This is a genomic window from Halomonas sp. I5-271120, assembly GCF_030553075.1.
GTDB classification, from domain to species: Bacteria; Pseudomonadota; Gammaproteobacteria; order Pseudomonadales; family Halomonadaceae; genus Onishia; species Onishia taeanensis_A.
On the sequence record NZ_CP130701.1, the window covers coordinates 1712736 to 1738572 of the forward strand.

The following is a 25837-nucleotide window of genomic DNA, read 5'->3' on the forward strand; positions in this document are numbered from 1 at the left end:
AGAAACGGCGTTAATTTCGGACGCGGGTGATCTTGCCGACGTGGGACAGGTTGCGGATCCGCTTCATGATGCTCGCCAGGTGGACGCGGTCATGGACCGACAGGGTCAGGTTGACGATCGACAGTCGGGCGTCGCGCTCTTCGATACCGATGCGCTCGATGTTGGCATCGGCGTCGGTCACCAGACTCGCCAGCTCGGCGACCAGGCCGCGGCGGCTTTCCATGTGGATGCGCAGCGCCACCGGGAAGTCTTCCTGAATGTTCTCCGACCAGGAGAGGCTGAAGAGCTTGTCCGGATCGCTCCTCAGTTCCACCAGATTGCGGCATTCGGTGCGGTGCACGACGATACCCTTGCCCACCGAAAGGTGGCCGATCACCGGATCACCGGGTAACGGGTGGCAGCAGCGGGCGAAGTTGATCACCATGCCGTCGGCGCCACTGATGACGATCGAGCCTTCGGCATTGCCGGGGCCGATGTCACCGCCACTGGCCGGCTGGTCGTCGGGCAGCCTGCTGGCGAGCCGGTGGGCGACGGCGTGGGCCATGCGGTTGCCAAGGCCAATCGATTCCAGCAGTTCATCGCTGCGCTTGAGCGACAGCTCCTCGAGCAGCGACGGCAGCGCGTCCTGGGGCAGTTCCTCGAGGCTGAGTTCGTAATCGGCAAGCGCCTTGTTGAGCAGGCGATGGCCGAGCTGGACGGACTCGGTATGCTGCTGATGCTTGAGCGCATGGCGGATCGCCGAGCGTGCCTTGGCGGTCATCACGAACGACAGCCAGGCGGTGTTGGGCCGGGCCCCGGGCGCGGTGATGATCTCAAGGGTCTGGCCGCTTTCCAGGCGGCTCGAAAGCGGCGCCAGGTGGCGGTCGATGCGACAGGCGATGCAGCTGTTGCCGATGTCGGTATGCACGCTGTAGGCGAAGTCGATCACCGTGGCGCCCTGGGGCAGCTCCATGATGTCGCCTTTTGGCGTGAATACATAAATATCGTCAGGGAACAGGTCGTTCTTGACGTGCTCGATGAACTCCAGGGAGTTGCCCGCCTGGCGCTGCATCTCGAGCAGGCCGCGCACCCATTCCCGCGCCCTGGCGTGGCTGCCGGCGGCGATTGGCCGCTCGGTCTGGCCGGCCTTGTAGAGCCAGTGGGCGGCGATGCCGTTGTTGGCCATGGCCTCCATCTCGCGGGTGCGGATCTGCACCTCGATGGGCATGCCGCCGGTGCCGAACAGGGTGGTATGCAGGCTCTGGTAGCCGTTGGCCTTAGGGATGGCGATGTAGTCTTTGAAGCGCCCCGGTACCGGCTTGTAGAGATTGTGTACCGCACCGAGGATGCGATAACAGCTGTCGACATCGTCGGTGATGATGCGAAACCCGAACACGTCCATGATCTCGGCAAACGGCTTACGCTGGTCGCGCATCTTGCGATAGATCGACAGCAGGTGCTTCTGGCGCCCGACCACCGTGCCCGGCAGACCGTCGTCGTCGAGGCATTTCTGCAGGCTCGACTGGACCTGGCGGATGGTGGTGCGACGGTTGCCGCGGGCCTTGCCCACCGCGCGCTTGATGCGCTCGGCGCGCATCGGGTGCAGGGCCTGGAAGGACAGGTCCTCGAGCTCGACGCGAATGGTGTTGATGCCTAGCCGCCCGGCGATGCGGGCGTAGATTTCAAGGGTCTCGCGGGCGATACGGCGCTTCTTGTCCGGGCGCAGAGCGCCCAGGGTGCGCATGTTGTGCAGGCGGTCGGCGAGCTTGACGATGATCACCCGGATGTCCCGGGACATCGCCAGCACCATCTTCTGAAAATTCTCGGCCTGGGCGACGGCCTTGTCTTCGAAGGTGATCTGGGTCAGCTTCGAGACGCCGTCGACCAGCTCCGCTACCGGTTCGCCGAACTGTTCGGCGAGGGCCTTCTTGGAGACGCCGGTATCTTCGATCACATCATGCAGCATGGCCGCCATCAGGGCCTGATGGTCCATGTGCATGTTGGCGAGAATGTTGGCGACCGCCAGCGGATGGGTCACATAGGGCTCGCCTGAGCGGCGGCGCTGGCCGTCATGGGCCTGCTCGGCGTAGTAGAAGGCGCGCTTGACCTGGCGGATTTCCTCCGAGGGAAGATAGCCGCCTAGGCGGTCGGCCAGGTCATCGATGGTGAACATGCAGCACGCCTATACCCTGAACGCAAAGGAAAGGTTGACGATATCAGAATTCAGCGCGGTTGCGTCATTCCTCGCCCATTTCGGGCTCGCGACGGGGGCGTACCGCTGCCTCGATCGGCTCGTTGAGCACGTTTTCGTTGATCTTCTGGGCGGCGATCTCACGCAGCGCCATGACGGTGGGCTTGTCGTTTTCCCAGGGCAGCAGGGCATCGCGGGAGCCGCGGGCCAGCTGACGCGCACGCTGGGTGGAGATCATCACCAGCTTGAAACGGTTTTCGACGTGTTCCAGACAATCTTCGACGGTGACTCGCGCCATGATCAGGTACCTGAGTTCGAGGGATGGGAAAGATAAATCGTTCGAAGGCCCCGCCGACGGGCACGCTGCGGGACCGTGCAGTCTACTGTAGCCCTTCGTCCTGTGACAAGAGTGACGCCAGCAGCAGGCCCTGGCGCTCACGTACCCGTGCAAGCCGAGTGCGCTGACCGCGCACCAGTGCTTCGAGCTCGGCCAGGGCGGTGGCGAAGTCGTCGTTGATGATCACGTGGGCATATTCGTCAAAGTGCGACATCTCGCTGATGGCGTCGCGCATGCGCCGCTCGATGATCGCCTCGTCGTCGGTGCCGCGGCCGGCCAGCCGTGCACGCAGCGCGGCCCGAGACGGCGGCAGGATGAACACGGATTCGGCCTCGGGCATCTGGGCGCGGACCTGACGGGCGCCCTGCCAGTCGATCTCCAGGATCACGTCTTCGCCGGCTGCCAGGCGGGCTTCCACCGCCGGGCGCGAGGTGCCGTAGTAGTTATCGAAGACGCGGGCGTGCTCGAAGAACTCGCCGCGCTCGATCATCTCCTCGAAGCGTTCGCGGTCGACGAAGTGGTAGTTGACGTCGTCGACCTCGCCCGGGCGCTTCTCGCGGGTGGTGTGCGAGACCGAGACGCCGATGCCGTCTAGATGCTCGAGCAGGGCCTTGACCAGGCTGGTCTTGCCGGCCCCGGAGGGGGCGGAAACGATATAGAGGGTGCCTTGGGGCATGAGCGAGGTCCCTGACGTTGACAGCTGAAGAGCGAGCGGCTCGGAAAGGCGCGAAGTATCGCATAGATTGGCCCTTGCTCTACAGCATCCCGGTTCGGCCATCCTGCCTCAGGCGGCGAGGGGCCCTCGATCATGATGATGCGGGTCAGGCCGAACGTCACCCGGTTTATCACAGGGGCGCCCTGCTCGACGGGGGGCGTGGCCACCAGGGCGGCGCCCCCGACGCAGGCGCCGTATTGAGGATGGCCCCGGACCCGTGGCCCATATCGTCGGCGAGGAGTTCGAGGACGTACTGGGCGGCCACCGAATTGCCGCGCTCATCCAGCGCCGGTGACCAGGCGCAGACCGAGAAACAGCCCGGGACAATGGCGATGATCCCGCCGCCTACCCCACTCTTGGCCGGTAGGCCGGCCCGGTAGGCGAAGTCGCCCGCCGCGTCGTACATGCCGCAGGTGAACAGCAGCGAATTGATCCGCCGGGACAGGTCGGACGCGATGAACTGCTCGCCCAGGGGGCGGGCGTATCCCCCGGCGGCCAGGAAGTTGAAGGCCCGGGCGAGGTCGACGCAGCTCATGGACAGTGCACAGCAGGAGAAATAGGCCTGCAGGACGGCGTCCACGTCGTTGTCCAGATGGCCGAAGGCCTGCATCAGGTAGGCCATGGCGGCGTTGCGGGCTCGATGCTGCCATTCGGAGGCCTGCACGCCTTCGTCGATGTGGATCGTCGGGTTGGCGGACAGTCGGCGGGCGACGTCGCGAAGACGGCGTGGCGAAGGCGCTGACCAGGCGATCGGTGACCGCGATGGCGCCGGCGTTGATGAAGGGGTTACGGGGCTTGCCGCCCTCCACCTCAAGCTGGGTCAGGGAATTGAAGGGCATGCCCGAGGGATTGCGGCCCACGCGCGTCCACAGGGCATCGCCGTGCACGCGCAAGGCCAGGGTCAGCAGCAGCGCCTTGGCGATGCTCTGAATCGAGAACGGCTCCTGTGCCTCGCCGGCGCGGTAGATCTCCCCGTCATTGGTGCAGATGGCGATGCCGAAGCGATCGGCCCGCCGCTGCGCCAGCGCGGGAATATAGTCGGCGACGCGGCCGCTGCCCAGTCGGGTCCTGGCGCGTTGCTCCAGGCTTTCCACCCATTCCTGCATCGTTTCCATGAGAACTCTCTGGCTGGTCGTCGCGAAGGGAGCGAGGACGCGACGGCCCGGCGGCGGCAGATGCCGCGGCCGGGCCGATGATGTCCGGAAGCAGAAACCCGGCTAGGGAGTGGTCGGCGATGCCGCCTGGGAGCGGCGCACGCGCTCGCGATCCTCGGGTTCGATCACCCAGGCCGCTGGGTCGACGTTGAGGTCGCTGAACTTGTCGGCCTCGAAGATCGGTTGCCTGATGCCGGCACGGATCTGGTCGTCGAAGTCGCGCAGGATGCGACGCCCTGGTTTGAAGAGCAGGATCAGCGCGATCAGGTTGGCCAGGGCCAGGAAGCCCATGGTGGTGTCGGCGAAGGCGAAGATGGTGCCCAGGTCGGTCATCGCTCCCCAGATGCACAGGCCGATGATGGCGAGGCGGAAGGCGTTGAACAGGGTGCGATTGCCGCGGCTGAAGAAGTCGAGGCTGTTCTCGCCCAGGTAGTAGTTGTAGAGGATGGTGCTGAAGCCGAACAGCAGCAGCGCGATGCTGACGAAGCTGCGGCCCCACTCCCCGACATGACCGGCCAGGGAGGCCTGGGTCAGGGCGATGCCGTCGATCCCGGCACCGCTGGCCGGGTCGTAGGCGCCGCCGAGCAGGATGATGAAGGCGGTGGCGGAGCAGATGATCAGGGTGTCGATGAACACCGAGAAGGCCTGCACGATGCCCTGGTTGACCGGGTGCGGCACGTAGGCGACGGCGGCGACGTTGGGCGCGCTGCCGAGCCCCGCCTCGTTGGAGAACAGGCCGCGCTTGACGCCCATCAGGATCGCCGCGCCGATGCCGCCGCCGATGGCCGGTTCGAGGCCGAAGGCGCTCTTCACGATCAGCGCGATCACGTCCGGGAGCTGGGTGACGTTCAAGCCCAGCACCACCAGGGCGATCAGCAGGTAGCCCCCCGCCATCACCGGGACCAGCACCTCGGTGACCCGGGCGATGCGCTTGACGCCGCCGAACACGATCAGCCCCACCACCAGGGCCAGGCCGATGCCAGTGTAGTGGGCCGGGATGCCGAAGGCGTCATCGAAGGAGGTGGCCACGGCATAGGACTGCAGGGCGGTGAAGGCGAAGCCGAAGGTGGCCAGCAGCAGCACCGAGTAGAGGCCGGCCAGCCAAGTCCAGCGGCGGCCGAGCCCGCGGGCGATGTAGCGGGCCGGTCCGCCGCGGTAGGTGCCGTCGGGTTCGGCGGTCTTGTAGGCCTGGGCCAGGGTGCATTCGAGGAAGCTGGTGGCCATGCCCATCAGGCCGACCACCCACATCCAGAACACCGCGCCCGGGCCGCCCAGGGTGATGGCCACGGCGACGCCGGCGATGTTGCCGCCGCCGACTCGCCCGGCCACCGACAGCAGCAACGCCTGGAAGGAACTCAGGTGGCCGTGCTTGTCCTTCTTGAAGGCCTGGCTGGCACTGAGGATGCGGAACATGCGGCCGAAGTAGCGGAACTGCACGCAGCGTGAGGCCAGGGTGAAGCCGACCCCGACGGCAATCAGCAGGGCGATCAGCAGCTTGCCCCACAGCAGGTCGTTGATCAACGCGAGCATGCGGCACCTCCCTCGCGGGTGATTGACTGGGCGGAGGGGGCGCTTGCGGCGGGTAAGGCCGCCGTGATTATGGTGGGCATCGGTCGTTGAACCTCTTGTTCTTGGAATGTCGCGGCTCTCGTCATGGAGCCACTCCATCAAGAGCAAGGGGCATGCCAGATGGCGATATATCGGTTACATGATTGTTTTTTCTTGCATTTCTGTCGGGGCTTGGCCTCGGCGGCGAGGGTGAAGGGGTATAACCTCGAGGCGCCTCGGGGCGGCGGTGTTTAGTAAGTCTCTGAAATAAAAAGGCTATGTGGCGCTATAACCCTGGTTATTCCGTCGCCGGGGTTATAGGGGTTCCTCGCCGGACGCGCGCAGCTTCTTCACCCGCTTGCTCAGTGCCGGCTGAGAGATGCCCAGCAGCTTTGAGGCGATCGACTGGTTGCCCTCGGCCCGCCGCATGGCCTCGCGGACCAGCAGGTCGGCGACCTCGTGCAGCGTCGGCAGGGGCTCGCCGGGAGCGAAGACGGCGCGTTCGACGCACGCATCGGCCGTCGGCTCGGGGCCGGCAAGGCCCGGATCGATGGCCCGCCTGAATGCCGCCATGGACAGCGTTCGCGAGCGGTGGACGCTCATGGCGTCGTAGGCCATGGCGCGCAGCTCGCGCACGTTGCCGGGGAAAGGGTAGGTGCCCAGCAGCACGGGCAGCTCAGGCGGGTAGGTGGGCCGGAGCTTGCCGAGCTCGTCGGCGGCCTCGGCGAGGAAGTGGTCCAGTAGCAGCGGGATGTCGCCACGGCGACGGCGCAGCGGGGGAATCTGAACCTGATGGGTGCGCAGCCGGTAGTAGAGATCCTTGCGAAAGCCGCCTTCTCGCTGACACGCCTCGAGGTCGTGATGGGTCGCCACCACGATACGCGCCCGGGCCCGCTTGGGACGATCGCTGCCCAGCGGATAGTACTCGCCGTCCTGCAGCAGGCGCAGCAGCTTCACCTGGGACGCCGGGTTCAGGTCGCCGATCTCGTCGAGAAACAGGGTGCCGTCCGCGGCCTGTTCGACCATGCCGGCACGGGGGCGATCAGCCCCGGTGAAGGCGCCTCTCTCATGCCCGAACAGGGTGTCGGCGAAGACGCCCTCGTCGAGCCCCGCCGCGTTGACGCAGACCAGCGGGCCGCGGCGGCCGCTCAGATCATGGGCGGCCCGGGCGATCAGCTCCTTGCCGACCCCGCTCTCGCCGCCGATCAGCAAGGGCTGACTGGAGGGCGCCACCGACTCGAGGTACTGGAAGACCGAGCGCATGCCCTTGTCGTCGGTGATGATGTCGGCGAAGGCCTCGGGGTGCTCCAGGGTGTCGTCGAGGAAGCGTTGACGCAGTGCCAGGTTCTCCTGGCGCAGCTCCTGCAGGCGGATGGCGCGCTTGATGCCTTCGATCAGCCGGCTCTGTTCGTCGGTCTTGACGAAGTAGTCGAAGGCGCCTCGCTTGATGCAGTCGACGGCGGTCTCCACCTGGTTCAGGCCGCTGATCACGATCACCCCGACATCGGGATGTTCCTCGACGATACGCCGCAGCAGCTCCTCGCCCGACAGGTGGGGCATGGTCAAGTCCAGGGTGACCAGGCCAATGTTCTCGCGCGCCAGGATGTCCATCACCTGGCGGCTGTCCTGGCAGCGGTGGAGATGGTTGATGCCGCCACTGCGCTCCAGAGCGATGCTCAGGCTGCGCAGGTAGGAGGGTTCGTCATCGACCAGCAGCAGGCCGAAGGCGGGATAGAGGTTCATGCTCATCGATCGTCCTGGTGGGAGGGGGCATCGTCGTCGGCCGAGGCCACGGGCAGCGTCAGGGTGACGGTGGTGCCGCGGCCGGGGTGAGACGCGAAGTCCAGCTGGCCGTGGTGCTCGCGGACGATGCCGGACGAGACCGACAGTCCCAGGCCGGTACCGCCGCACTCGCGCCGGGTGGTGAAGAAGGGGTCGGTCAGCCGGGTGAGCGCCGCCGGGTCGATGCCTCGTCCCTCGTCGTACACCTCCAGGGTCACGGCCTCGTCGTCGGGAAGGTGCCGGGTCGTCAGGCGGATGCCCCGGTCGCGACCCTCCAGGGCCTGGCAGGCGTTGAGCACCAGATTGATGATCACCTGCTCGATGCGCTGGGCGTTGCCCCGCACGGCGGGCAGGTCGCCGGCGTAGTGCGCCTCGAAGCGGCCGGTGGCCTGGCGGATCGAGTTGTCGACCAGACGCACCGCGGTCCTGACCACCTCGTCGAGGTCGAGGCGCTCGCCGAGATCGGGGCTGCCCTGTCGGGCGAAGTCCTTGAGATCGCCGACGATCCGCTTGATGCGCTGGGTGCCCTCCAGCATCTCGTCGAGCATCGAGGGCACCTCGTCGCGCATGCGCGAGTAGGGCAGGCCGCCGAACGGGAAGTCGCCGTGGTCGCGATAGTGGGCCTCGAGGATCGGGCGGGCATCGTCGTGGGCATCCCGCAGCACCGGCAGGTTCAGCAGCAGCAGGCCGCTGGGGTTGTTGATCTCGTGGGCGACGCCGGAGACCAGAACGCCCAACGAGGACATCTTGTCGGCCTGGATCAACTGCTGCTGCTGGCGGCGCAGTTCTTCGCTGCGGCTCGCCACTTCGCGCTTGAGCAGGCGGTTCCAGACCACGATGCCGCCGAGAATCAGCAGCAGCAGCGCCGAGGCGATGGCGCCGATCAGCCCGAGCCGTTTCCAGGGCAGGCCCTTCCCTTGCTCCAGAGGGCCCAGCCACTTGTCGTAGATGGCTTGATGACGGCCGGTGTTCTTGAGGATGGCCAGGCCCTCGCTGAACTGGGCCAGCACGTCGGCGTCGCCCTCCTTGACGGCATAGCCGTAGCGCAGCGAGAAGGGGCGGGCGACCGGCACCAGGTTGGTCAGTCCCAGTTCACGGCTGAGATACAAGGCGGGCAGGTTGGCCACCAGGGCATAGTCATGCTGGCCGGCGGCGAGGGCGCGCAGCGCGTCGGCATGGGTGTCGGTGGTGAACAGCTCGGCCCCCACGTCCTTCTCGATCAGCATGTCCTGCATGATATCGCCGCGCTGGACGATGACCTCCTGGCCGCGAAGCTCCTCCAGGCGCTCCACGGGTGGGGTGCCGCGGCGGGCGAAGATGGACTGGTGGACGATGGCGTGGGGTGGGGCGAAGTCGAAGGTGGCGTCGCGGGCCTCGGAATATGACATGCCCTCCAGGACATCGATCTCACCGCTTTCCAGCTTGCGGCGCATTTCGCTCCAGGGGCCCAGTTCGATGCGCACCTTGATGCCCATCACCTCGGCGATGGCTCGGGAGAGCTCGACGTCATAGCCGGCGGGACGGCCGTCTTCGTCGAGGAACTCGTAGGGGGGATGGTAGTGATCGCCGCCGATCACGATGACCCGATCGTCGCCGGTGGAGGGCGGCGCGGCTTGGCCGGCGGCCGGCAGCGCGACTTGGCATGCCACGAACAGCAGCGGCAGCCACCGTCTTGCGGCGCTGATGCTTAGGGAGTGGGGGGTGTCGGTCGGCGTCACGGGCATTCCCGGAGTCTACGCGATGTGTTGGCCTAACTCGCGGTTCTACTGATGTGCTTGAGGCGGGCGGGGCCTTGATCGGGCCGGGCTTGCGGGGCCCGGCGGCAATGCTGCGGAGGTGTCTGGGGCATGAAGTAACCCTTCGATGCGCCGGGGACGCGCCGATGATCCGTCTCACAATAAAGTCACGATTATCGCATACCGTGTCGGCCTCTGGGATAATAGCCTGCTAATTTCGCGCCGCCTGGCGGTTGCGTCATCATTGTTCAAGGAAGCATGACATGCCAACGGATTCGACTCGTCCAACCCCGAACCCTCGCCGGGCCGAGAAGGCGCTGGCACTGGGGGGCTTCGCCATCGGCACGACCGAATTCGTGATCATGGGCCTGATGCAGCGTATCGCTACCGATTACGGCATCGCGGTCCAGGACGTGGGCCTGGCGATCAGCGCCTATGCCCTTGGGGTAGTGGTCGGTGCACCGTTGATCTCGGCGATTGGCGCACGCATTCCCCGTCGTCGGCTGCTGATCGGCCTGATGGTGCTGTTCGCTGCCAGTAATCTGCTGACTCTGCTGGCCCCTTCCTTCTATGGGTTCGTTGCCCTGCGCTTCTTTGCCGGCCTGCCTCACGGGGTCTACCTGGGGGTGGCGGCGCTGGTGGCCGCCAATGTTGCCGAACCCCACGAGCGGGGCCGCGCCGTCGGCCGGGTGCTGATGGGGCTGACCCTGGCGATCCTCGCCGGGGCGCCGCTGGCCACTTGGGTCGGTGGCCTGTTGGGCTGGAAGGCCGCCTTCGTGATGGTGGGAGCGCTGGGGCTTTGCACCGCGCTGCTGGTGCGGCTGTGGGTACCGGTTCAGCCGGCCAATGAGGGCGCGTCCCTGCGCTCCGAGCTTTCGGCCATCACCAAGCCGCGAGTGCTCTATACGCTCGCCGTCGCCTGCGTCGGCTTTGCCGGCATGTTCAGCGTGTTCAGCTATGCGATGCCGACCCTGACCCATCAGGCCGGCATGTCCGAGGCGCTTGGCCCGCTGGTGCTGGCGGTATTTGGAGTGGGCGCCGTCATCGGCAACTATGCGGGCGGGCGGCTGGCCGACGCTAACCAGAGCCTTGCCATCGGCGGGGCCCTGGTCTGGGCCGCGCTTTGCCAACTGGGCTTCTTCCTGGCCGCCGATCAGATCTGGAGTGGCATGCTGTTCGTCGGCCTGGTGGGCACCTGTGGCGCCCTGGTGCCGCCGCTCCAGACCCGGCTGATGGATGTCGCCGGAGAGGCCCAGACCATGGCCGCGACCCTCAATCACGCCGCCTTCAACATCGCCAATGGCCTCGGCGCCTGGCTGGGCGGCATGGCGGTGACGGTGGGTCTGGGCTGGTCGGCCACCGGGCTGGTGGGTATGGCCATGGCGCTGGCCGGTCTGGTGATCTTTCTGTTCGCCCTGGCGCGGGAGCGAGCCACACAGGTGCCTGCCTGATTTGGCGCCGGCCTGAGCTGGCGCGACTCTTATCAGTACAAGATTAGTACAAGGAGAGACCATGACGACTGCTGGCGATAGCCACACCCAGGCATCGGCGCTGCCCTTCCTGGGTGTGGCGCTTGCGTTTCTGATCACCATGCTGGGTACCACCCTGCCCACGCCTCTGTACCCGGTCTATCAGGCGCGCTTCGATTTCTCGCAGCTGACCATCACGGTGATCTTCGCCGTCTATGCGCTGGGGGTGATGGGCGCCCTGGTGGCCACCGGGCGCTGGTCGGATCAGCTCGGCCGGCGCCCGATGCTGGGCGCCGGCCTGGCGGCGGCGGCCATCAGTGACCTGGTCTTCCTGTCCAGTGACGGCCTTGCAAGCCTGCTGGTCGGCCGCTTCATCTCGGGGGTGTCGGCCGGCATCTTCACGGCGACCGCCACCGTGGCGGTGATGGAGCTGGCGCCGATGGCCTGGCCGCGTCGGGCGGCCTTTCTGGCTACCGCCGTCAACATGGGGGGCCTGGGGCTGGGGCCGATCGTTGCCGGCCTGTTGGTGGAATACCTGCCCTGGCCGCTACGCCTTGCTTATGGGGTGCACCTGGTGCTGGCCGCCCTGGCGGCGCTGGTGATTCTCAAGGCGCCGGAGACGGTGACCCGTCCGGCGCGGCCGAAGCTCACGCTACAGAGACTGCAGGTGCCAGAGGAGGTTCGCGATATCTTCCTGCCCGCGGCCATCGCCGGCTTCGCCGGTTTTGCCCTGCTGGGGTTCTTCACCGCCACGGCGCCGGCCTTCATGATCGGTGTGCTTGGCTATGACAACCTGGCGCTCAGCGGGCTTACCGCGGGCTCAGTGTTCTTCGCCTCGACCCTCGGCCAGCTTCTACAGGAACGCTTCTCTCCGTCCTGGCGGCTGCCGCTGGGCTGCGCCGGGGTGATTCTCGGGGCCTCGCTGGTAGGCATTGGCATTGGACTTGCCTCGCTTGTGTTCTTCCTGCTCGGGGCGCTCGTCGCGGGCATCGGCCAGGGCATGGCCTTTCGCGCCGGCCTGGGGGCGGTCGTGCAGGCAAGCCCCGCCGATCAGCGCGGCGGCGTCGCCGCGACCTTCTTCATCGTGGCCTACATCGCCCTGTCGATTCCGGTGGTGGGCATCGGGCTTGCGGTCCGCGCCTTCGGCCTGGCACCTGCCGGCATGGCTTTCGCTGGTGGCGTCGCGCTGCTGGCGGGCACCTCGCTTGCGAGCCTTTTGTGGATGAGGCGCCGCAGGGTGCAGGGCTAAACCGCCAAGACACCACCTCTTCCTGATGAATCAAAAACGCCGGGCGATTGGCCCGGCTTTTTTTGTGCAGTCGTGTGCAGCTGTCTGCAGACTGCCCGTCTCGATGAGCATCACCGCACGCGGTGGCATCGATCAGACCTCGACATTGAGGGTCACATCGATGTTGCCGCGGGTGGCGTTGGAGTAAGGGCAGACTTGGTGGGCTGCATCGACCAGTGCCTGTGCGGCGGCCTGATCCATGCCCGGCAGCGAGACGTTGAGGGCGACTTCAATGCCGAAACCGGAGGGAATCTGGCCGATGCCGACCTGGCCGACCACCTGAGTTGCCTCGGGCAGCTTGACCTTCTGCTGACTGGCGATGTGCTTCATGGCGCCGATGAAGCAGGCGGAATAGCCAGCGGCGAACAGCTGTTCGGGGTTGGTGCCGTTACCGCCGGCGCCTCCGAGCTCCTTCGGTGTGCTCAGCGACACTGACAGGGCGCCATCAGATGTCTGGGAGGAGCCGTCACGGCCGCCCGTCGTGGTGGCTTCGGCGCGATAGAGGACTTTTTCGATCGACATGGAAATTCTCCAGGAGGTGGGCGGTGGGAACTTTGCAGCAATTGATTATTTGCTATTTAATAGCACACGACTTAAATGGACAAAAAAACTTAGCCGTCGGCGTTGAGCTTCTTGCGTAGGGCATTGAGCTCATCGCGCAGCTGCCCCAGCTCCTGCGGTTCGCAGTGGGTGGCACAGATGGCGGCCTTGGGTACGTCTCGGGCGCGATCTTTAAGCGCTTCGCCGGCCTCGCTGAGGCTGACATCGACCCGGCGTTCATCCTCGCTTGAGCGCTGGCGCTTGACCAGACCGTGCGCCTCGAGCCGCTTGAGCAGCGGCGTCAGGGTCGCGGAGTCGAGACCCAGGTGCTCGCCGATCTTCGATACCGACAGTTGACCGTGCTGCCAAAGCACCAGCATGACCAGATACTGCGGATAGGTCAGGCCAAGTTCGTTGAGCAGCCGACGGTAGAGCTTGTTCATCGCCAACTGAGTCGAATACAGCGCGAAACAAAGCTGGTTGTCGAGTGTCAGCAGGCTGTCGTCGTCGGCGTGATCAGTCATGTCCATGGCTCAATTTAGATAGTGTGCGATTGTTTAGCAAGCGATAGCTTAAGGTTCGCTTAAGGTGTTGCCGATACGCTCTATTGAAAAGGGTAACAGAAAAGCATGGTTAATCATTCTATAACAATGTGTTATGTCGAAGCGGCGAGCTGTGGAAGGCTCCCGTCATCACTGGCACATGTAAGGTGATTCAGAGGCGGCCAATGATCAAAAAAAGCGATGATATGGGCGTTACTCAAGCCTCATTACTATACGCAAGAGCCCAGTCCGTTGCGACGAGCGGGCCAAGGTATTGATTTTTTTCGGCACTGCCACGCCAACCACTCATGCCAAGAGCATGCCATACGAGAGCCTCCTGCTTGCCACTTTTCCTTCCGTGATCGGGTCATGCAGCACGGCATCACGGCTAGGCCTACAGGGCAGCGCTACCAAGCCGATATTACTGTATCGGTAAATTTTCATCGCCAGGGACGGCCCGAGCGTGGCCCGACAGGCCATGGTCACGACATGGTAGATGCTTTGTCGGTGTGGTTTGGGCTTTTTGGTACCCGAACAGGCGTGTGCGGAAACGCTAGGCAGCTTGCTGCCCTTCTGGCCGAAACCCGCTTTATCGGCAAAGCGTGATGATGCGGCGTTTATCTAAGTGGCTTTTAATAGATTGTTGAAGCAACTTTGTTAGCAATAAAAATTATATTTTGATCTCACGATCAATTTTTACGCTGGGAGTTACAAGCGCATGATCAGGCGAAAAGTGGACGATAAGCTTACGCAGGCCATCAAGTCGAACACACCCTGCATTACCTTTGATGTCAAGGGAAATATTCTGGATGCCAGTGATAGTTTTCTTCAGTGTGTCAAATATGATCTTGAAGATTTAAAAGGCAAACATCATCGTATGTTCTGCACTCAAGAAACGGCGGTCTCAAGTTCCAAGTGCAACGCTATTGAAGGGTGCCGGGACCGGCGACCGATTTCTTGAGCACCTCGGCGTACACTTCCAGTGGCGTGCGCCAGTCCAGTGTCTTGCGCGGCCGCGTGTTTAGTGAGTCCGCGATCGCGTCGAGCTCTTCTTGGCTGTAGACAGAAAGATCTGTGCCTTTCGGCAGGTACTGCCGTAACAGCCCGTTGGTGTTCTCGTTCGAGCCCCGCTGCCATGGGCTATGCGGGTCAGCGAAGTAGATGGCCGTACCGGTCTTTTGGGTGATCTCGGCATGTTTAACCATCTCCCTGCCTTGGTCGTACGTCATGGACAGACGCAGGGATCGAGGCACTTCATTGAGCTTGTCGCTGAAGCCAACCGCCGCCGCCGTAGCCGTGGTGCCATCCACCTTCGCCAGGATCACCAGCCGCGTGGTGCGCTCCACCAATGTACCGACCGCGGAGCGATTATTGGCGCCAATGATGAGGTCGCCCTCCCAGTGGCCAGGCATCAAGCGGTCTTCGATCTCAGGCGGCCGCATGTGGATACTGACCAGATCGGGAATCTGCTGGCGTCGATCTGAGCCTCGGCTCCGTGGCCGACGCTTGCCGTTGCCCTGCCGCAAACAGGCGATGAGCTCTTTTTTGAGGCTGCCACGGGGCATCACATAGAGCGCGTTGTAGATGGCCTCATGAGAAACTTGTCGATGTGAATCGTTGGGAGACATGCGTTTCAGTGTGCGGGCTATTTGCTGCGGTGACCAGTACTTGCGCAGCAGATGGACCACGACCTCGAACAACTCGCCGTCGGGATGCAGCTTGGGGCGCTGACGTGGCCGATGACGCGTTAGGCGGGCCCGGTAGCCGGCGAGACTGGCATCGTAGCCTTTGATGGAGTCAATCGTATGGCGAGCGATTTCACGCGATACGGTGCTCGGGGCACGGCCCAGATGACAGGCGATAGCTCGGATCGAGTGAGTCGTTCGCATCATCATGATGGCAGCTCGGTCTTCAGCAGTGAGATGGCGGTAGCAGTAGGTCATGGCAACACCGTACCTGATGGGTTACGTGTTGCACTTGGTCATTGAGACCGCCAACGTTGAGATCTTCTGAATATGAGCTCTTTTGGAAAGAGCTGGCTGGCGGAAAAAGTCAAAGTGGCACCTTTCAGCGCATCAATGCTGCAGGAGGCGACGTTTGGCTAGAAGCCACGTACCTGCCCGTCGAGGGTAGAAATGGCAAAGTCGCTTATGTGATGAAGATTGCCAGTGATGTGACCGAAAAGCACCAGAACGCAGTCGACCAAGGTGCCATCCTAAGTGCACTCGATGCATCAATGGCCGTGATCGAATTTACCCCTGACGGCCATGTCATTAGTGCTAATAAAAACTTCCTTGGTGCTATAGGTTACAGCCTTGCTGACATCAAGGGGCAGCATCATGCGATGTTCTGCACCCCAGAGTTCTATCAGGAAAACTCTGGTTTCTGGCATGAATTAGCGCAAAATAATTTGAAGCAGGGGAAGTTCAAGAGGATTGCTTCTGATGGCCAGATCGTTTGGCTGGAAGCGACCTACAACCCGGTTGTTGATGAAAGCGGGGATGTGTTCAAGGTGGTGAAATTTGCCACCGATATTACGTCCGACATTGAAAAAGAACATGCCGCACGTCGCGCCGTAGAATCTGCACGAACCACGTCTCAGCAGACGGAAACGATTGCCAATGATGGTCTTGGCCAACTTGAGGAAGCCGTCAAAACCGCAAGGCATGTGGCGTCTGAAGTGGAGGGGGCTCAAGGCATCATCAATGCCCTCAATCAACAGATCCATAAGATTAACGAGATCACCAACACCATTTCACGTATCGCACAGCAGACGAACCTTCTGGCCCTCAACGCCTCGGTTGAAGCCGCCAGGGCCGGGGAACACGGGCGCGGTTTTGCCGTTGTCGCCAAGGAAGTCAAACAGCTTTCGCAGGGGTCGACCGAGGCCGCCAAAAAGATTTCCGATGTGCTGGGAGAAAATAACGAGCTGATTCGACAAGCCAGCGAAAGAATGAATGAAGTGGTCGACCAAAGCGCTACCAATCGTGAGCGGGTTGCCCAAACGCAGTCGGTGATCAGCGAGATTCTTTCCGGTGCCGAGCGGGTCTCGCGTGCGATCGATAGCCTGTGACTAGCTGGCCATGGGCGTTACAGCGCCTCAGCATGGCGGCGTGAGGTAGCAAGAATCACTCGATATTCTGGATCTTAAAATGGCATGTCAATATTTTCCACTTTAAAATCATAGATTTGAATGTTTTGTTGGTGACATAAACATGGCAGTACTCCCCAATGTACTCCCCGATAGGCAGCGGCTACATGCCACAGCCAGATCAGTCAGAGTGCTGGCCGGCTAGAGGACTGGAAGCATTCTACTTAAGCGCCACACCCGTGCCTATCGGCGGCCTGCGTCGCTGCCTCTGCCAAGAAAGTCGAGCCTGAACGTCATGGCGACACTCAGCGTGTTACCCGAGCGTCAGGTTCGATAGCTGCGTTCGGTTCCTGACCAGTCTCCTGGCGCCCTCTCATAGGTAAACAATACGCTGTAAGCATGCTGAGGGTGTTGGTCTTGTCTTTTCGATTTCCAGCGGCATTTTATTCCCCCTTGTGAATTAATTGCTTTGTATTTAGTTTTGTTACTATATCCAATGGGAATGTCTTTGGAGCCCAAGATTGGACTTTTTTCAAGGCTTTGTTTATTGTTTCGCTTTCAGATAAAAATCTCTCGTCTTTAAATTCTTTAGTCCCGATGTGTTCGTGGATTGAAGAGTGGTTAGCCTTGAAGGCATCCATTTCGTATTGGATCATTTTGTTCAAATTATCTTCGAGGAGGCATAAGAGAATATTGGTGTACATTTCAATTTCATAGACCCTTCTTTTATGGGCCCCTCTTGCTAATTCGAGGCTTTGAGAAGATAGATCCTTCTGCCTTTTAATTTCATTTCTCAATTCGTCATTTCTTTGGGCTTCGTCGTCTATCAGCTCTTCTAGTGTTTCGCCCAGTGTCTTGCCTTTTTTCTTTGCAAGGTTGTTAAGCTTTTTCTTTTTTTCATTGCCTATTGTTAAGCTGAATTCGGTTTTCCCATTTCTTTTTTTTCTCAGTTTCTTCTGCCTCCAGGCAGCCTTCATGGATCTTACAGCCAAGATATAGGCAGGGTCGTGGCTAGCGCTATTGTCAAGTGTTATTAGGTAATGGTGCGGATCAGGAGGGTCGGGGTTATGTGAAACGTTTTTCCTGAAGAGGTAATCGGCGGCCCATCTATGTTGCTCAATGTTATTTGGTTTTAACCATTTATAAAGTTCGGACATTTTTTTCTACCCTTAGTTTTAATTTTAAGTAAAAGTTTCCCGGTATAAGCATAGTGACAACGACACATCACGACGCAGTGAAACATCGATGCATCACAACGTGTCGTAACAACGTAACGCTACGACGTAAATTAGGCAAGGGAAATACCCTAGTTCTGGGCTTTCCCACGGCGATCAGTGAGGCAAAATTGAGAGATCATCACCCTTTCCAAGGGGCTGTAGAACGATCACATCTTGGTAGGGAGCTGTCCAGAGGCTGTGCTGTCTCAGCGTACCTGCCGCTTTTAGCTGGCTGAGAGGTTGTAAAGACTTCCCCCTCCCCCCCACAAATCTTTGTCTCGCTTTGACTGGGACGCGAATGTCGCACGGTAGTGGGGCGGAACTGGGAGAGTTTAAATGTCTGGTAAGGAGGTTTGCTATTATCGATGGGGTTTGGATGAGTGGATAAGGTAGTGGGAGTTTTAGGGGTGTTAAATTAAAAATACTCACCAGCTTCATCTCATGAAGGACAAACAGGAGTTCGACATGAGCAAGAAGCTGATTCGCATCAAAGACGTCATGGACCGCACTGGCCTTGCAAGGTCTACGGTCTACAAGTACATCGGCAAGGGGTGGCTCCCCGAGCCGATCAAGTTCGGCACTAGGATATCGGCCTGGGTGGAGGATGAAATTGATGCCTGCATACAGGAACTTATCAAAAGACGTGACATGGGGTCTGTGTGAGATGAAGGAGCGATAGTTTGATAATGTAATTCAAGAGCAGGTTTCCACCTTGCACCACCCATGTCCATCACAGCCCACCTGCATTGCTGGTATCTGAACCAGTGTCTCCGACCCTTGTTTAATTATTATATAAAGCTATTCAAGGAGAAGGGGAGGGGCCTCCAGCCCCGTACCTACCAGAGCAAGGGGAGAAGAGGAGAACACCCTACCCATAGACCAGTGGATCCAGCGTACAGCTGGAGAATTCATCGTGCCTGAAACAGGCGCTCATGGCTTGACGGCCATGGGCTATTCCACATGTTCCTACAGGAGCTACCACATGTCACAGAGACACCACGCCAACCCCAACCTGAACTTGCATTACTACAACGCATACAACGACTTGGAGATTCAAATGGAGTCCTTACCGATGGTGACTGAATATCTCGACGCGCTACACATCACGCTGCAGAAAGCTACGAGCGACTACCCTCGAGTGCTGGCCTTCCGGGTTGACCCGGTCATTCCTACTGCGATCAGTGACAGGATGACGCCGGAGGACCACAAGCGCTTGATCACATGCTTTATCGCTTCCCTGAAAGCCATCATCAAGCACGACCGGGCACGGAAGCGCCAGGGCGGCTGGGTCCCGGATACCACGGTGCGCTACGTCTGGTGCCGTGAGATCGGCACCAATGGCAAGCCGCACTATCACTTCTTCCTGATTCTTAACCGCGATGCCTACCACCTACCCGGCAGGGCATGCTCTCCCAACGATAACCTCTTCAACCGCGTATCGAGGGCCTGGTACAGCGCACTGGGGGTGGCGTGGAACCCCCAAGAGCCCTGGATTTATGTTCCACAGAACCCGGTGTACTGGATTGACCGGGGTGATCCGCAGAGCTTCCAGGAAGCGTTCTATCGAGCATCGTACCTGTGCAAGGCCGAGACGAAGCAATACGGGCTGGGGCTGCGGGCGTTCGGTACCAGTCGTAATTGATGATCGGGAGCCCCTGCTCATGCGGTAGGGGCGCTCTCTTATGTGGTTAACGTGATCCGGCCATCATACGGGGAGGATTCATGGCCTTTCGCTTTCAACGTCGCATCACGCTCGCCCCGGGCATTCGACTCAACCTGAGCAAGCGGGGCCTCGGGCTCTCGGTGGGCCCGCGCGGTGCCAGCCTCAGCGTGAGGCCGAGCGGCGTGCACGGCCATGCGGGAATTCCCGGCACCGGCCTGGCCTATCGGCAGAAGCTCAACACCCGGAACCGCCGTATGCCTGGATCTAGCGGTGGCGCCGGGCGCTCAAGCCCCGCTGCTGCCCTGGAGGCGCTGCTGTCGCAGGGCGAGTCACTTCCCCTCCGGCTCGAGATCGATGCCAAGGGCGGCACCCACTACTTCCACGGCGACGGCACGCCGATGCGTGATGACGAGGCCCGCGTGCTGCGGCGGCATGCCAGGGAGTCTCTGCGCGAGCAGCTTGAGGCCCACTGCCAACGCCTGAACGAGGATCTCGATCGATTGGGTCGTTTGCACGAGGAAACCCCGCACCCGCACAAGAATGGCTACACCACCCAGGACTTCCCCGAAGCCCCACCACCTCCTCCGGCGCTGCGGCATCCCGCCTGGTGGCACTTTCTGTGGCCGCCAGCCAAGCGCCATGTGGAGGAGGAAAACCGTCGAAGCCAGGCGGCGTTTGATGAGGCCTACCGCGATTGGGAGTGGCGCAAGTCCGAGCATGATGCGGCAGAATTTGCTCGCCACCAGCGCGAGAGCGAGGAGGTTTGGCATGACCTCGAGGCCATGGAGCAGACCCTGCGTGAGCGGTTGGAGGAGGTTGACTGGCCCCGTGAAACCGTCATCGACTTCGACCTCGGCAGCGATATCAGCACCATTGCCGTCGACATCGACCTGCCCGGCGAGGAGGAAATGCCAGACCGCTACTGGACTATGACCGCCAAGCAGATCAGGCTCACGCCCCGCCGGCTCAGCGATACCCGGCAGCGTGAGCTATATCGGGACCACGTTCACGGCATCGCCTTTCGTATGCTGGGCGCGGTTTTCGCCCGCCTGCCCGCCGTGCAGGAGGCGAAGGTCTCTGGCTATCGCCAGATCACCGACCCAGCCACCGGCGGCGAACGCGACCAGTACCTGTTCAGCGTCAAGGTCACTCGCGAGCAGTGGAGCAGGATCCACTTCGACAGGCTGGACCAGGTGGACGCGGTTGCCGCCATGGAGGCCTTCAAACTGCGCCGCGAGATGACCAAGACCGGTATCTTCCGTGATGTCGAGCCGTTCAGGTTGGTGTGGTTCGGCAGATATAGAAACTACATGCTACCATGCTACCTAACACTATTTGTTAGGTTGTGCTCGTTAGGGCACAGCGCCGCCAGGGAGGGCCGCGGGTGCCCAACGCAGCTCAGCACAAGCTTGCTCGCCAGCATGAGGCACTGTCGTCGCTCTCCACGCCGCAGCGTGAGCGCCTTGCCCACATCGACTTCACCCTGATGTTCAAGGGTGAGGCAGGGCGCGGTGATCTGATCGACCGCTTTGCCATCGCACCCACCCAGGCCACCAAGGACTTCGCCCTCTACCACGAGTTTGCCCCGGCCAACGTCGTCTACGATAAGTCCAGGCGCCTGCACGTCCGAGCCCGCTCCTTTGTTCCGCTGTTCGACTACGATACCGCCCGTACCCTGAGCACTCTGTGCCAGGGGCATGGCGATGGCTTCCTCGGCACGCTCCCGACGTCGGTGCGCTGCGAGATGCCCCATCAGCTCAACCATCCGGATCTCGCCATCGTGGCGGCGGTCAGTGAGGCGATGTACAAGGGCTGTGCGCTAGCGATTCGCTACGTGTCGCTCTCTAGCGGCGAGACCGAGCGCGAAATCGTGCCCCATACCCTGATCGATAACGGCCTGCGATGGCATGTGCGGGCGTTCGACCGACACTCCGGTGAATTCCGCGACTTCGTTCTCACACGCCTGCTGACGGCCACTGTGCTCGAGCAGAGCCTTGCGCAGGAATATGAGGGACTGCTGAATGACCGCCAGTGGAACCGCTTCGTCGAACTTGAGTTGATACCGCATCCCGATATCGGCCAACCCGAGGCGATTGAGCGTGACTATGCCATGAGTGAAGGATGCCTGAGGTTGGAGCTGCGCGCGGCTCTAGCCGGCTACCTACTGCGTCGCTGGAATGTCGACTGCTCGCCGGACCATTCCCAGCAGGGAGCCGAGTATCAGCTGGCTCTGGCTAACGTTCAGGCGCTGTACGGGGTCAAGAATCTCCGGCTTGCACCTGGTTATCATCAGGCTGAGCCGATGTAACGCGCCGCCGTGCTGAGGGAGCTGCATGCTTAAGTATCTAGAACAATCCGTAGAGGAAATTACAGCGCTTCACAGCAAGCTGCTCCTTCTGGCCGGGCCTCCGGGGAGCGGAAAAAGCCTGCTGCTGTCGAAACTGGCAGCCACCACTAGCACCACTGTGGTGAAAGTCGGCGCGGAATTGGGTAGAAAGCTGGCCTCCTTCCCGCACAGGCAGCGAACACTGCAGGCCAATGCAATGTTGCGTGAACTTGCTAGTGCCCAAGTGACTAATGATTTACTTCTGCTCGATAACATTGAGCTGCTGTTTGATCGGTCACTCAAGCTCGACCCATTGGATTTACTAAAGCACCACGCCAAAGCACATAGAGTAGTAGCTGTTTGGCCCGGTGAGATAAGAAATGATCGACTGGTCTATGCCGAGCTGGGGCACCCGGAATATCAGGAATACAGCCTGGATGGTCTGGTTCCGTTTGAATTGAAAAAGTTTTCTTAAAGGGGAAGTGCATGCGTTACAGGGACCTCATACAGTTTGAGCCGATTGAATCGGTCATTCAGCTACTTGACGCCAACCGTGCCGACGAAGCCAAAAAGCTGGTCTCCACCTATGTCATTTCTGACCAGATGGCCGACAGGATCGCCAAGCAGATGGTCCCGCAACTATCCTTTGACGAATCTGTAGACCACAAAGGCATGCTGGTCGTCGGTAACTACGGTACCGGTAAATCGCATTTGATGTCGGTACTATCGTTGATTGCTGAAGATGCCTCCTACCTGCCGATGGTTCAGCACCCCAAGGTGGCTGAGGCGGCCGAGGCCATCGCGGGAAAGTTCAAGGTTCACCGTGTCGAGATCTCCAGTCAGATGTCCCTGCGCGACATCGTTACACAAGAGCTGGAAATCTTCCTGGAAAATCAGGGCGTCAGTTATGCCTTCCCAGCCGCCGATAAAGTGGTCAACAACAAGGCAGCCTTCGAGGAAATGATGGCGGCCTTCGATGAGGTTCATCCTGGCCAAGGCGTTTTGCTCGTCGTGGATGAATTCCTTGAATTTCTCCGCTCGCGGAAAGACCACGACCTGGTGCTGGATCTCTCCTTCCTGCGTGAAATCGGTGAGGTCACCAAGCACCTGCGTTTCCGCTTTGTGGCAGGTGTGCAAGAAGCCATCTTTGACAGCAGCCGCTTCCAGCATGTGTCAGACAGTCTTCGACGTGTGAACGAGCGTTTCAACCAGGTGCTTCTGGCCCGGCAGGATGTCAGCTTTGTTGTGGCCGAGCGCTTGCTGAAGAAATCTGCTGACCAGCAGCACAAGATCCGTACCTACCTGACATCCTTCGCCAAGTTCTACAGCAGTATGAACGAGCGTATGGATGAATATGTGCGGCTATTCCCGGTACACCCGGATTACATCAGTACTTTTGAACAGCTTGTTTTCACCGAGAAGCGTGGTGCGCTCGTCACCCTGCGTGACCAGATCCAGGACGTACTGGATGACGAGGTACCCGAAGACCGCCCCGGCCTGATTGGATTCGATCAATTCTGGGATACGGTCACATCCAACTCCGTACTTCGCTCTGACCCTAACATTGGCCCGGTGTTGAAAGTGACCGAAATCCTCGGAGAGCGGGTTCAGAAGGCTTTCACCCGCCCCGCCTATAAGCCTATGGCCACTCGGGTCATCAAAGGCCTGGCGGTCAATCGTTTGACCACCGGTGGCGATATCTATGTCCCCGTCGGCCCCACGGCGGAAGAGCTGCGCGACACCTTGTGCCTGTACCAACCGGGTATCGAGGACCTGGGCGGCGAGCCTGCTGACGACCTGCTTACTGCCGTACAGACCACGCTCCGTGAGATCGTCAAAACCGTCAATGGCCAGTTCATATCCAAAGCGCCGGACACAGAGCAGTACTATCTCGACCTGAAGAAGGACGTCGATTACGACGCCCAAATCGAAAAACGGGCTGAAGCCCTGTCGGATGATGCGCTGGATCGTGCCTACTACAGCGCCATGATGCAGCTGATGGAGTGTACCGATGACACTGCTCACGTTACCGGCTACAAGATATGGCAGCATCAGGTGGAATGGCAGGACAAGCGGGTTGAACGGAATGGCTACCTATTCCTTGGCGCTCCCAATGACCGCCCGACGGCACAGCCGGAGCGAGATTTCTACATCTATTTCATCCAGCCTTTTGAGCCACCCCGGTATCCCAAAGACAATAAGCCCGATGAAGTCTTCTTCCGGCTGAAGGGGCTGGATGAGGACATCACCCATCATCTGGCCTTCTACTCGGCTGCCCAGGAATTGGCATCAACCGCTAGTGGTGCCGCCAAGGCCGTTTATCTTGATAAAGCCAAGGACGCCCTGCGAGCCATGAGCAAGTGGCTGCAGGATAAGCAAATGACGGCCTACGAAGTCACCTACCAGGGTAAAACGAAAACCCTGCAGGAGTGGGCCAAGGGTGTTTCCATGCGCGACAAGCTGCGCCTTGGGCCGGATGAACGGGCGAACTTCCGCGACATCGTGAATGTGACGTCCGGGCTGGTACTGAACACCCACTTTGCCGACCTGGCACCGGAATACCCTGCCTTCTCGGTACTGGTGACCGAAGCCAACCGCAAGCAGTTGATTGGTAATACACTCCGGGCCCTGGCCGGTGGCACACGCACCAAAGACGCCACGGCAATTCTCGACGCCTTGGAGATGCTGGACGGTGACCGCATCGAGTCTACCCAGTCCAAATATGCCAAAGAAGTGCTGAGCCGGCTGCAGGCCAAGGGCCATGGACAGGTACTAAACCACAACGAGCTCCTCAGCCGGGCAGCCGGCGACGAATATTTTGCCCCGCTACGCTTCCGACTGGAACCGGATCTCCTGGCCGTCATTCTCGGCGGGCTGGTCTACTCCGGCGATATCGTGCTTGCCATTACCGGTGACAAGGTGGACTCCGGCAAAGTCTCCTTGCTTGCCGAGCGTGGCTTGGAAGAGCTGAAATCCTTCAAGCACGTTGAGGCGCCTAAGGAAATCAACGTCGCGGTGCTGCGCTCACTGTTCGAGCTGTTAGGTTTGCCCTCCGGGCTGGCTCAGATGGCGACCCAAGGGAAAGAAGAGCCGGTAAAGGAGCTGCTGGATGCTGTTTCCAAACTGGTCACCCGGGTACTGACCGTCGGTACCGACCTGCACAACCGGCTTAGTTTCTGGGGGCAGTCACTGCTGCGGGAAGAAGAGCTGCTTGATTGGCAGCAGAAGCTGGATGCCTTAAAAAACTTCCTGGAGAGCCTGTCACCTTACAACACCATCGGCAAGCTCAAGAACCTGCGCATCACCCAGGCCGATATCAATGCCCAGAAACAGAATCTGGAGGTTCTGATATCTGTAGAGAAGCTGCGGGACCTGGTTGCCGAGCTAGGCCCGGTTGCGTCCTACCTCTCCCAAGCCGAGATGGTCCTGCCTGCGAGTCACCCCTGGTTGCAGGAGGCCGAGGCCAAGCGCAAAGCGATTCTGGATAAGCTGACCGCGGACAAAGCGGCCAGTCAGGTCAGTGAATACCGCAAGGAGATGACGGCCCTCAAGCAGGGTTACATCACCGCCTACGTAGCGCTGCATACCAAAGCCCGCCTTGGTGTATCGGAGGACAAGACCAAAACCGCCCTGCGTAAAGACCCACGCATGGCGACCTTGCGTACCTTGGCAGGCATCTCCCTGATGCCGACCAGCCAGCTCGCCGCATTTGAGGACACCTTGGATCAGCTGAAGAGCTGTGCCTCTCTAATAGATTCCGAGCTGAAGACCAACCCGGTCTGTCCGCATTGCGGCTTCCGCCCGGCCAACGAGCAGGGTGACCTGATGCCAGCAGCCAACGTACTTAAATCGCTGGACGATGAGCTGGATCGCTTGCTGGAGAGTTGGCAACAGACCCTACTGGATAACCTTGATGACCCCATTATTCAGGCCAATCTGGAGCTGCTTAAGCCTGCACAGCGAGATCTGATTGACAGTTTCCTCAGCGCACGAACCTTGCCGGACCCTGTTACACCGGCGTTCGTAGCAGCCGTGCAGGAGGCACTATCCGGCCTGGAGAAGATTTCGGTCACCAGCGAGGACATCAAACAGGTACTGCTGACCGGTGGCTCCCCGGCGACTCCGGAGGACCTGCGCAAGCGCTTTGAGTCGTATATTAACGAGCGATGCAAGGGAAAAGACAGCGGTAAGCTGCGTTTTGTGATTGAGTAAACCGGTCAACCAAACAGTATCGATGCCACATTTGGGGAAGCAGTGTT

The 25837-nt window shown here is 60.8% G+C and carries 19 protein-coding genes and 1 pseudogene; 9 read left to right on the forward strand and 11 right to left on the reverse strand.

Annotated elements, in window-relative coordinates; all coding sequences use genetic code 11:
- Window positions 1–10: 10 nt before the first annotated feature.
- The 7 genes and pseudogenes from spoT to Q2K57_RS07675 all read right to left on the reverse strand — a co-directional run bounded on the left by spoT (window position 11) and on the right by Q2K57_RS07675 (window position 9424).
- Window positions 11–2152 (reverse strand): bifunctional GTP diphosphokinase/guanosine-3',5'-bis pyrophosphate 3'-pyrophosphohydrolase, encoded by a 2142-nt coding sequence (spoT, locus tag Q2K57_RS07645; protein WP_112055608.1) that lies wholly within the window; start codon window positions 2150–2152, stop codon window positions 11–13.
- Window positions 2153–2216: 64 nt separating this feature from the next.
- On the reverse strand, window positions 2217–2468 hold the full coding sequence (rpoZ, locus tag Q2K57_RS07650; protein WP_112055607.1) for a DNA-directed RNA polymerase subunit omega: 252 nt from the start codon (window positions 2466–2468) through the stop codon (window positions 2217–2219).
- Between the two features lie 82 nt (window positions 2469–2550).
- Complete coding sequence (gmk, locus tag Q2K57_RS07655; protein WP_304526510.1) at window positions 2551–3183, reverse strand: guanylate kinase; 633 nt, start codon at window positions 3181–3183, stop codon at window positions 2551–2553.
- A 169-nt stretch (window positions 3184–3352) separates the two neighbouring features.
- Window positions 3353–4337 (reverse strand): annotated as a pseudogene (gene glsB / locus Q2K57_RS07660) (glutaminase B).
- A 102-nt stretch (window positions 4338–4439) separates the two neighbouring features.
- Complete coding sequence (locus Q2K57_RS07665; protein WP_304526511.1) at window positions 4440–5906, reverse strand: sodium:alanine symporter family protein; 1467 nt, start codon at window positions 5904–5906, stop codon at window positions 4440–4442.
- A gap of 333 nt (window positions 5907–6239) precedes the next feature.
- On the reverse strand, window positions 6240–7673 hold the full coding sequence (locus Q2K57_RS07670) for a sigma-54 dependent transcriptional regulator (protein WP_304526512.1): 1434 nt from the start codon (window positions 7671–7673) through the stop codon (window positions 6240–6242).
- The gene (locus tag Q2K57_RS07675; protein ID WP_304526513.1) at window positions 7670–9424 is read right to left on the reverse strand and encodes a transporter substrate-binding domain-containing protein; all 1755 of its coding nucleotides are present in this window, start codon (window positions 9422–9424) and stop codon (window positions 7670–7672) included. Before Q2K57_RS07675 ends, Q2K57_RS07670 begins: the two co-directional genes overlap by 4 nt.
- A gap of 281 nt (window positions 9425–9705) precedes the next feature.
- On the opposite strand from Q2K57_RS07675, the gene Q2K57_RS07680 reads away from it, so the two are divergent.
- A complete protein-coding gene (locus tag Q2K57_RS07680; RefSeq protein WP_304526514.1) occupies window positions 9706–10893 on the forward strand; it encodes an MFS transporter in 1188 nt (395 codons plus the stop codon).
- Between the two features lie 61 nt (window positions 10894–10954).
- On the forward strand, window positions 10955–12160 hold the full coding sequence (locus Q2K57_RS07685) for an MFS transporter (RefSeq protein WP_304526515.1): 1206 nt from the start codon (window positions 10955–10957) through the stop codon (window positions 12158–12160).
- Window positions 12161–12292: 132 nt separating this feature from the next.
- Here Q2K57_RS07685 and Q2K57_RS07690 read toward each other — a convergent pair whose 3' ends face one another.
- From Q2K57_RS07690 to Q2K57_RS07700, 3 genes are all read right to left on the reverse strand, one after another.
- Window positions 12293–12721 carry an organic hydroperoxide resistance protein gene (locus Q2K57_RS07690; RefSeq protein WP_304526516.1) on the reverse strand — a complete coding sequence of 143 codons (429 nt, stop codon included), beginning with the start codon at window positions 12719–12721 and terminating at the stop codon, window positions 12293–12295.
- A gap of 89 nt (window positions 12722–12810) precedes the next feature.
- Window positions 12811–13263 (reverse strand): MarR family winged helix-turn-helix transcriptional regulator, encoded by a 453-nt coding sequence (locus Q2K57_RS07695; protein ID WP_304526517.1) that lies wholly within the window; start codon window positions 13261–13263, stop codon window positions 12811–12813.
- A 941-nt stretch (window positions 13264–14204) separates the two neighbouring features.
- Entirely contained in the window at window positions 14205–15224 is a 1020-nt protein-coding gene (locus tag Q2K57_RS07700) for an IS30 family transposase (RefSeq protein ID WP_369700303.1), read from the reverse strand.
- A gap of 56 nt (window positions 15225–15280) precedes the next feature.
- Between Q2K57_RS07700 and Q2K57_RS07705 the strand changes: the two genes are divergently transcribed.
- A complete protein-coding gene (locus Q2K57_RS07705; RefSeq protein ID WP_304526518.1) occupies window positions 15281–16354 on the forward strand; it encodes a PAS domain-containing methyl-accepting chemotaxis protein in 1074 nt (357 codons plus the stop codon).
- A gap of 461 nt (window positions 16355–16815) precedes the next feature.
- On the opposite strand, the gene Q2K57_RS07710 is transcribed toward Q2K57_RS07705, so the two are convergent.
- Window positions 16816–17529, reverse strand: a complete 714-nt coding sequence (locus Q2K57_RS07710; protein ID WP_304526519.1) for a hypothetical protein — start codon at window positions 17527–17529, stop codon at window positions 16816–16818.
- Window positions 17530–18054: 525 nt separating this feature from the next.
- On the opposite strand from Q2K57_RS07710, the gene Q2K57_RS07715 reads away from it, so the two are divergent.
- From Q2K57_RS07715 to Q2K57_RS07740, 6 genes are all read left to right on the forward strand, one after another.
- Window positions 18055–18252: an AlpA family transcriptional regulator gene (locus Q2K57_RS07715; protein WP_304526520.1), complete on the forward strand. Its 198-nt coding sequence runs from the start codon at window positions 18055–18057 to the stop codon at window positions 18250–18252.
- A gap of 319 nt (window positions 18253–18571) precedes the next feature.
- On the forward strand, window positions 18572–19231 hold the full coding sequence (locus tag Q2K57_RS07720; protein ID WP_168709213.1) for an inovirus Gp2 family protein: 660 nt from the start codon (window positions 18572–18574) through the stop codon (window positions 19229–19231).
- Between the two features lie 80 nt (window positions 19232–19311).
- A complete protein-coding gene (locus Q2K57_RS07725) occupies window positions 19312–20739 on the forward strand; it encodes a DUF4236 domain-containing protein (RefSeq protein ID WP_304526521.1) in 1428 nt (475 codons plus the stop codon).
- Window positions 20637–21560 (forward strand): WYL domain-containing protein, encoded by a 924-nt coding sequence (locus Q2K57_RS07730; protein WP_304526522.1) that lies wholly within the window; start codon window positions 20637–20639, stop codon window positions 21558–21560. Before Q2K57_RS07725 ends, Q2K57_RS07730 begins: the two co-directional genes overlap by 103 nt.
- Before the next feature lie 25 nt (window positions 21561–21585).
- Window positions 21586–22053 (forward strand): BREX-3 system P-loop-containing protein BrxF, encoded by a 468-nt coding sequence (gene brxF / locus Q2K57_RS07735; RefSeq protein ID WP_304526523.1) that lies wholly within the window; start codon window positions 21586–21588, stop codon window positions 22051–22053.
- A gap of 11 nt (window positions 22054–22064) precedes the next feature.
- The gene (locus Q2K57_RS07740; protein WP_304526524.1) at window positions 22065–25790 is read left to right on the forward strand and encodes a DUF6079 family protein; all 3726 of its coding nucleotides are present in this window, start codon (window positions 22065–22067) and stop codon (window positions 25788–25790) included.
- Window positions 25791–25837: the final 47 nt, after the last annotated feature.

Excerpts from the sequence above, each read along its gene's own strand:
- spoT (WP_112055608.1), bottom strand. The coding sequence starts at position 2,152 with ATGTTCACCATCGATGACCTGGCCGACCGCCTAGGCGGCTATCTTCCC.
- rpoZ (WP_112055607.1), bottom strand. The coding sequence starts at position 2,468 with ATGGCGCGAGTCACCGTCGAAGATTGTCTGGAACACGTCGAAAACCGT.
- gmk (WP_304526510.1), bottom strand. The coding sequence starts at position 3,183 with ATGCCCCAAGGCACCCTCTATATCGTTTCCGCCCCCTCCGGGGCCGGC.
- Q2K57_RS07665 (WP_304526511.1), bottom strand. The coding sequence starts at position 5,906 with ATGCTCGCGTTGATCAACGACCTGCTGTGGGGCAAGCTGCTGATCGCC.
- Q2K57_RS07670 (WP_304526512.1), bottom strand. The coding sequence starts at position 7,673 with ATGAGCATGAACCTCTATCCCGCCTTCGGCCTGCTGCTGGTCGATGAC.
- Q2K57_RS07680 (WP_304526514.1), top strand. The coding sequence starts at position 9,706 with ATGCCAACGGATTCGACTCGTCCAACCCCGAACCCTCGCCGGGCCGAG.
- Q2K57_RS07685 (WP_304526515.1), top strand. The coding sequence starts at position 10,955 with ATGACGACTGCTGGCGATAGCCACACCCAGGCATCGGCGCTGCCCTTC.
- Q2K57_RS07690 (WP_304526516.1), bottom strand. The coding sequence starts at position 12,721 with ATGTCGATCGAAAAAGTCCTCTATCGCGCCGAAGCCACCACGACGGGC.
- Q2K57_RS07695 (WP_304526517.1), bottom strand. The coding sequence starts at position 13,263 with ATGACTGATCACGCCGACGACGACAGCCTGCTGACACTCGACAACCAG.
- Q2K57_RS07700 (WP_369700303.1), bottom strand. The coding sequence starts at position 15,224 with ATGACCTACTGCTACCGCCATCTCACTGCTGAAGACCGAGCTGCCATC.
- Q2K57_RS07710 (WP_304526519.1), bottom strand. The coding sequence starts at position 17,529 with ATGTCCGAACTTTATAAATGGTTAAAACCAAATAACATTGAGCAACAT.
- Q2K57_RS07715 (WP_304526520.1), top strand. The coding sequence starts at position 18,055 with ATGAGCAAGAAGCTGATTCGCATCAAAGACGTCATGGACCGCACTGGC.
- Q2K57_RS07720 (WP_168709213.1), top strand. The coding sequence starts at position 18,572 with ATGTCACAGAGACACCACGCCAACCCCAACCTGAACTTGCATTACTAC.
- Q2K57_RS07725 (WP_304526521.1), top strand. The coding sequence starts at position 19,312 with ATGGCCTTTCGCTTTCAACGTCGCATCACGCTCGCCCCGGGCATTCGA.
- brxF (WP_304526523.1), top strand. The coding sequence starts at position 21,586 with ATGCTTAAGTATCTAGAACAATCCGTAGAGGAAATTACAGCGCTTCAC.
- Q2K57_RS07740 (WP_304526524.1), top strand. The coding sequence starts at position 22,065 with ATGCGTTACAGGGACCTCATACAGTTTGAGCCGATTGAATCGGTCATT.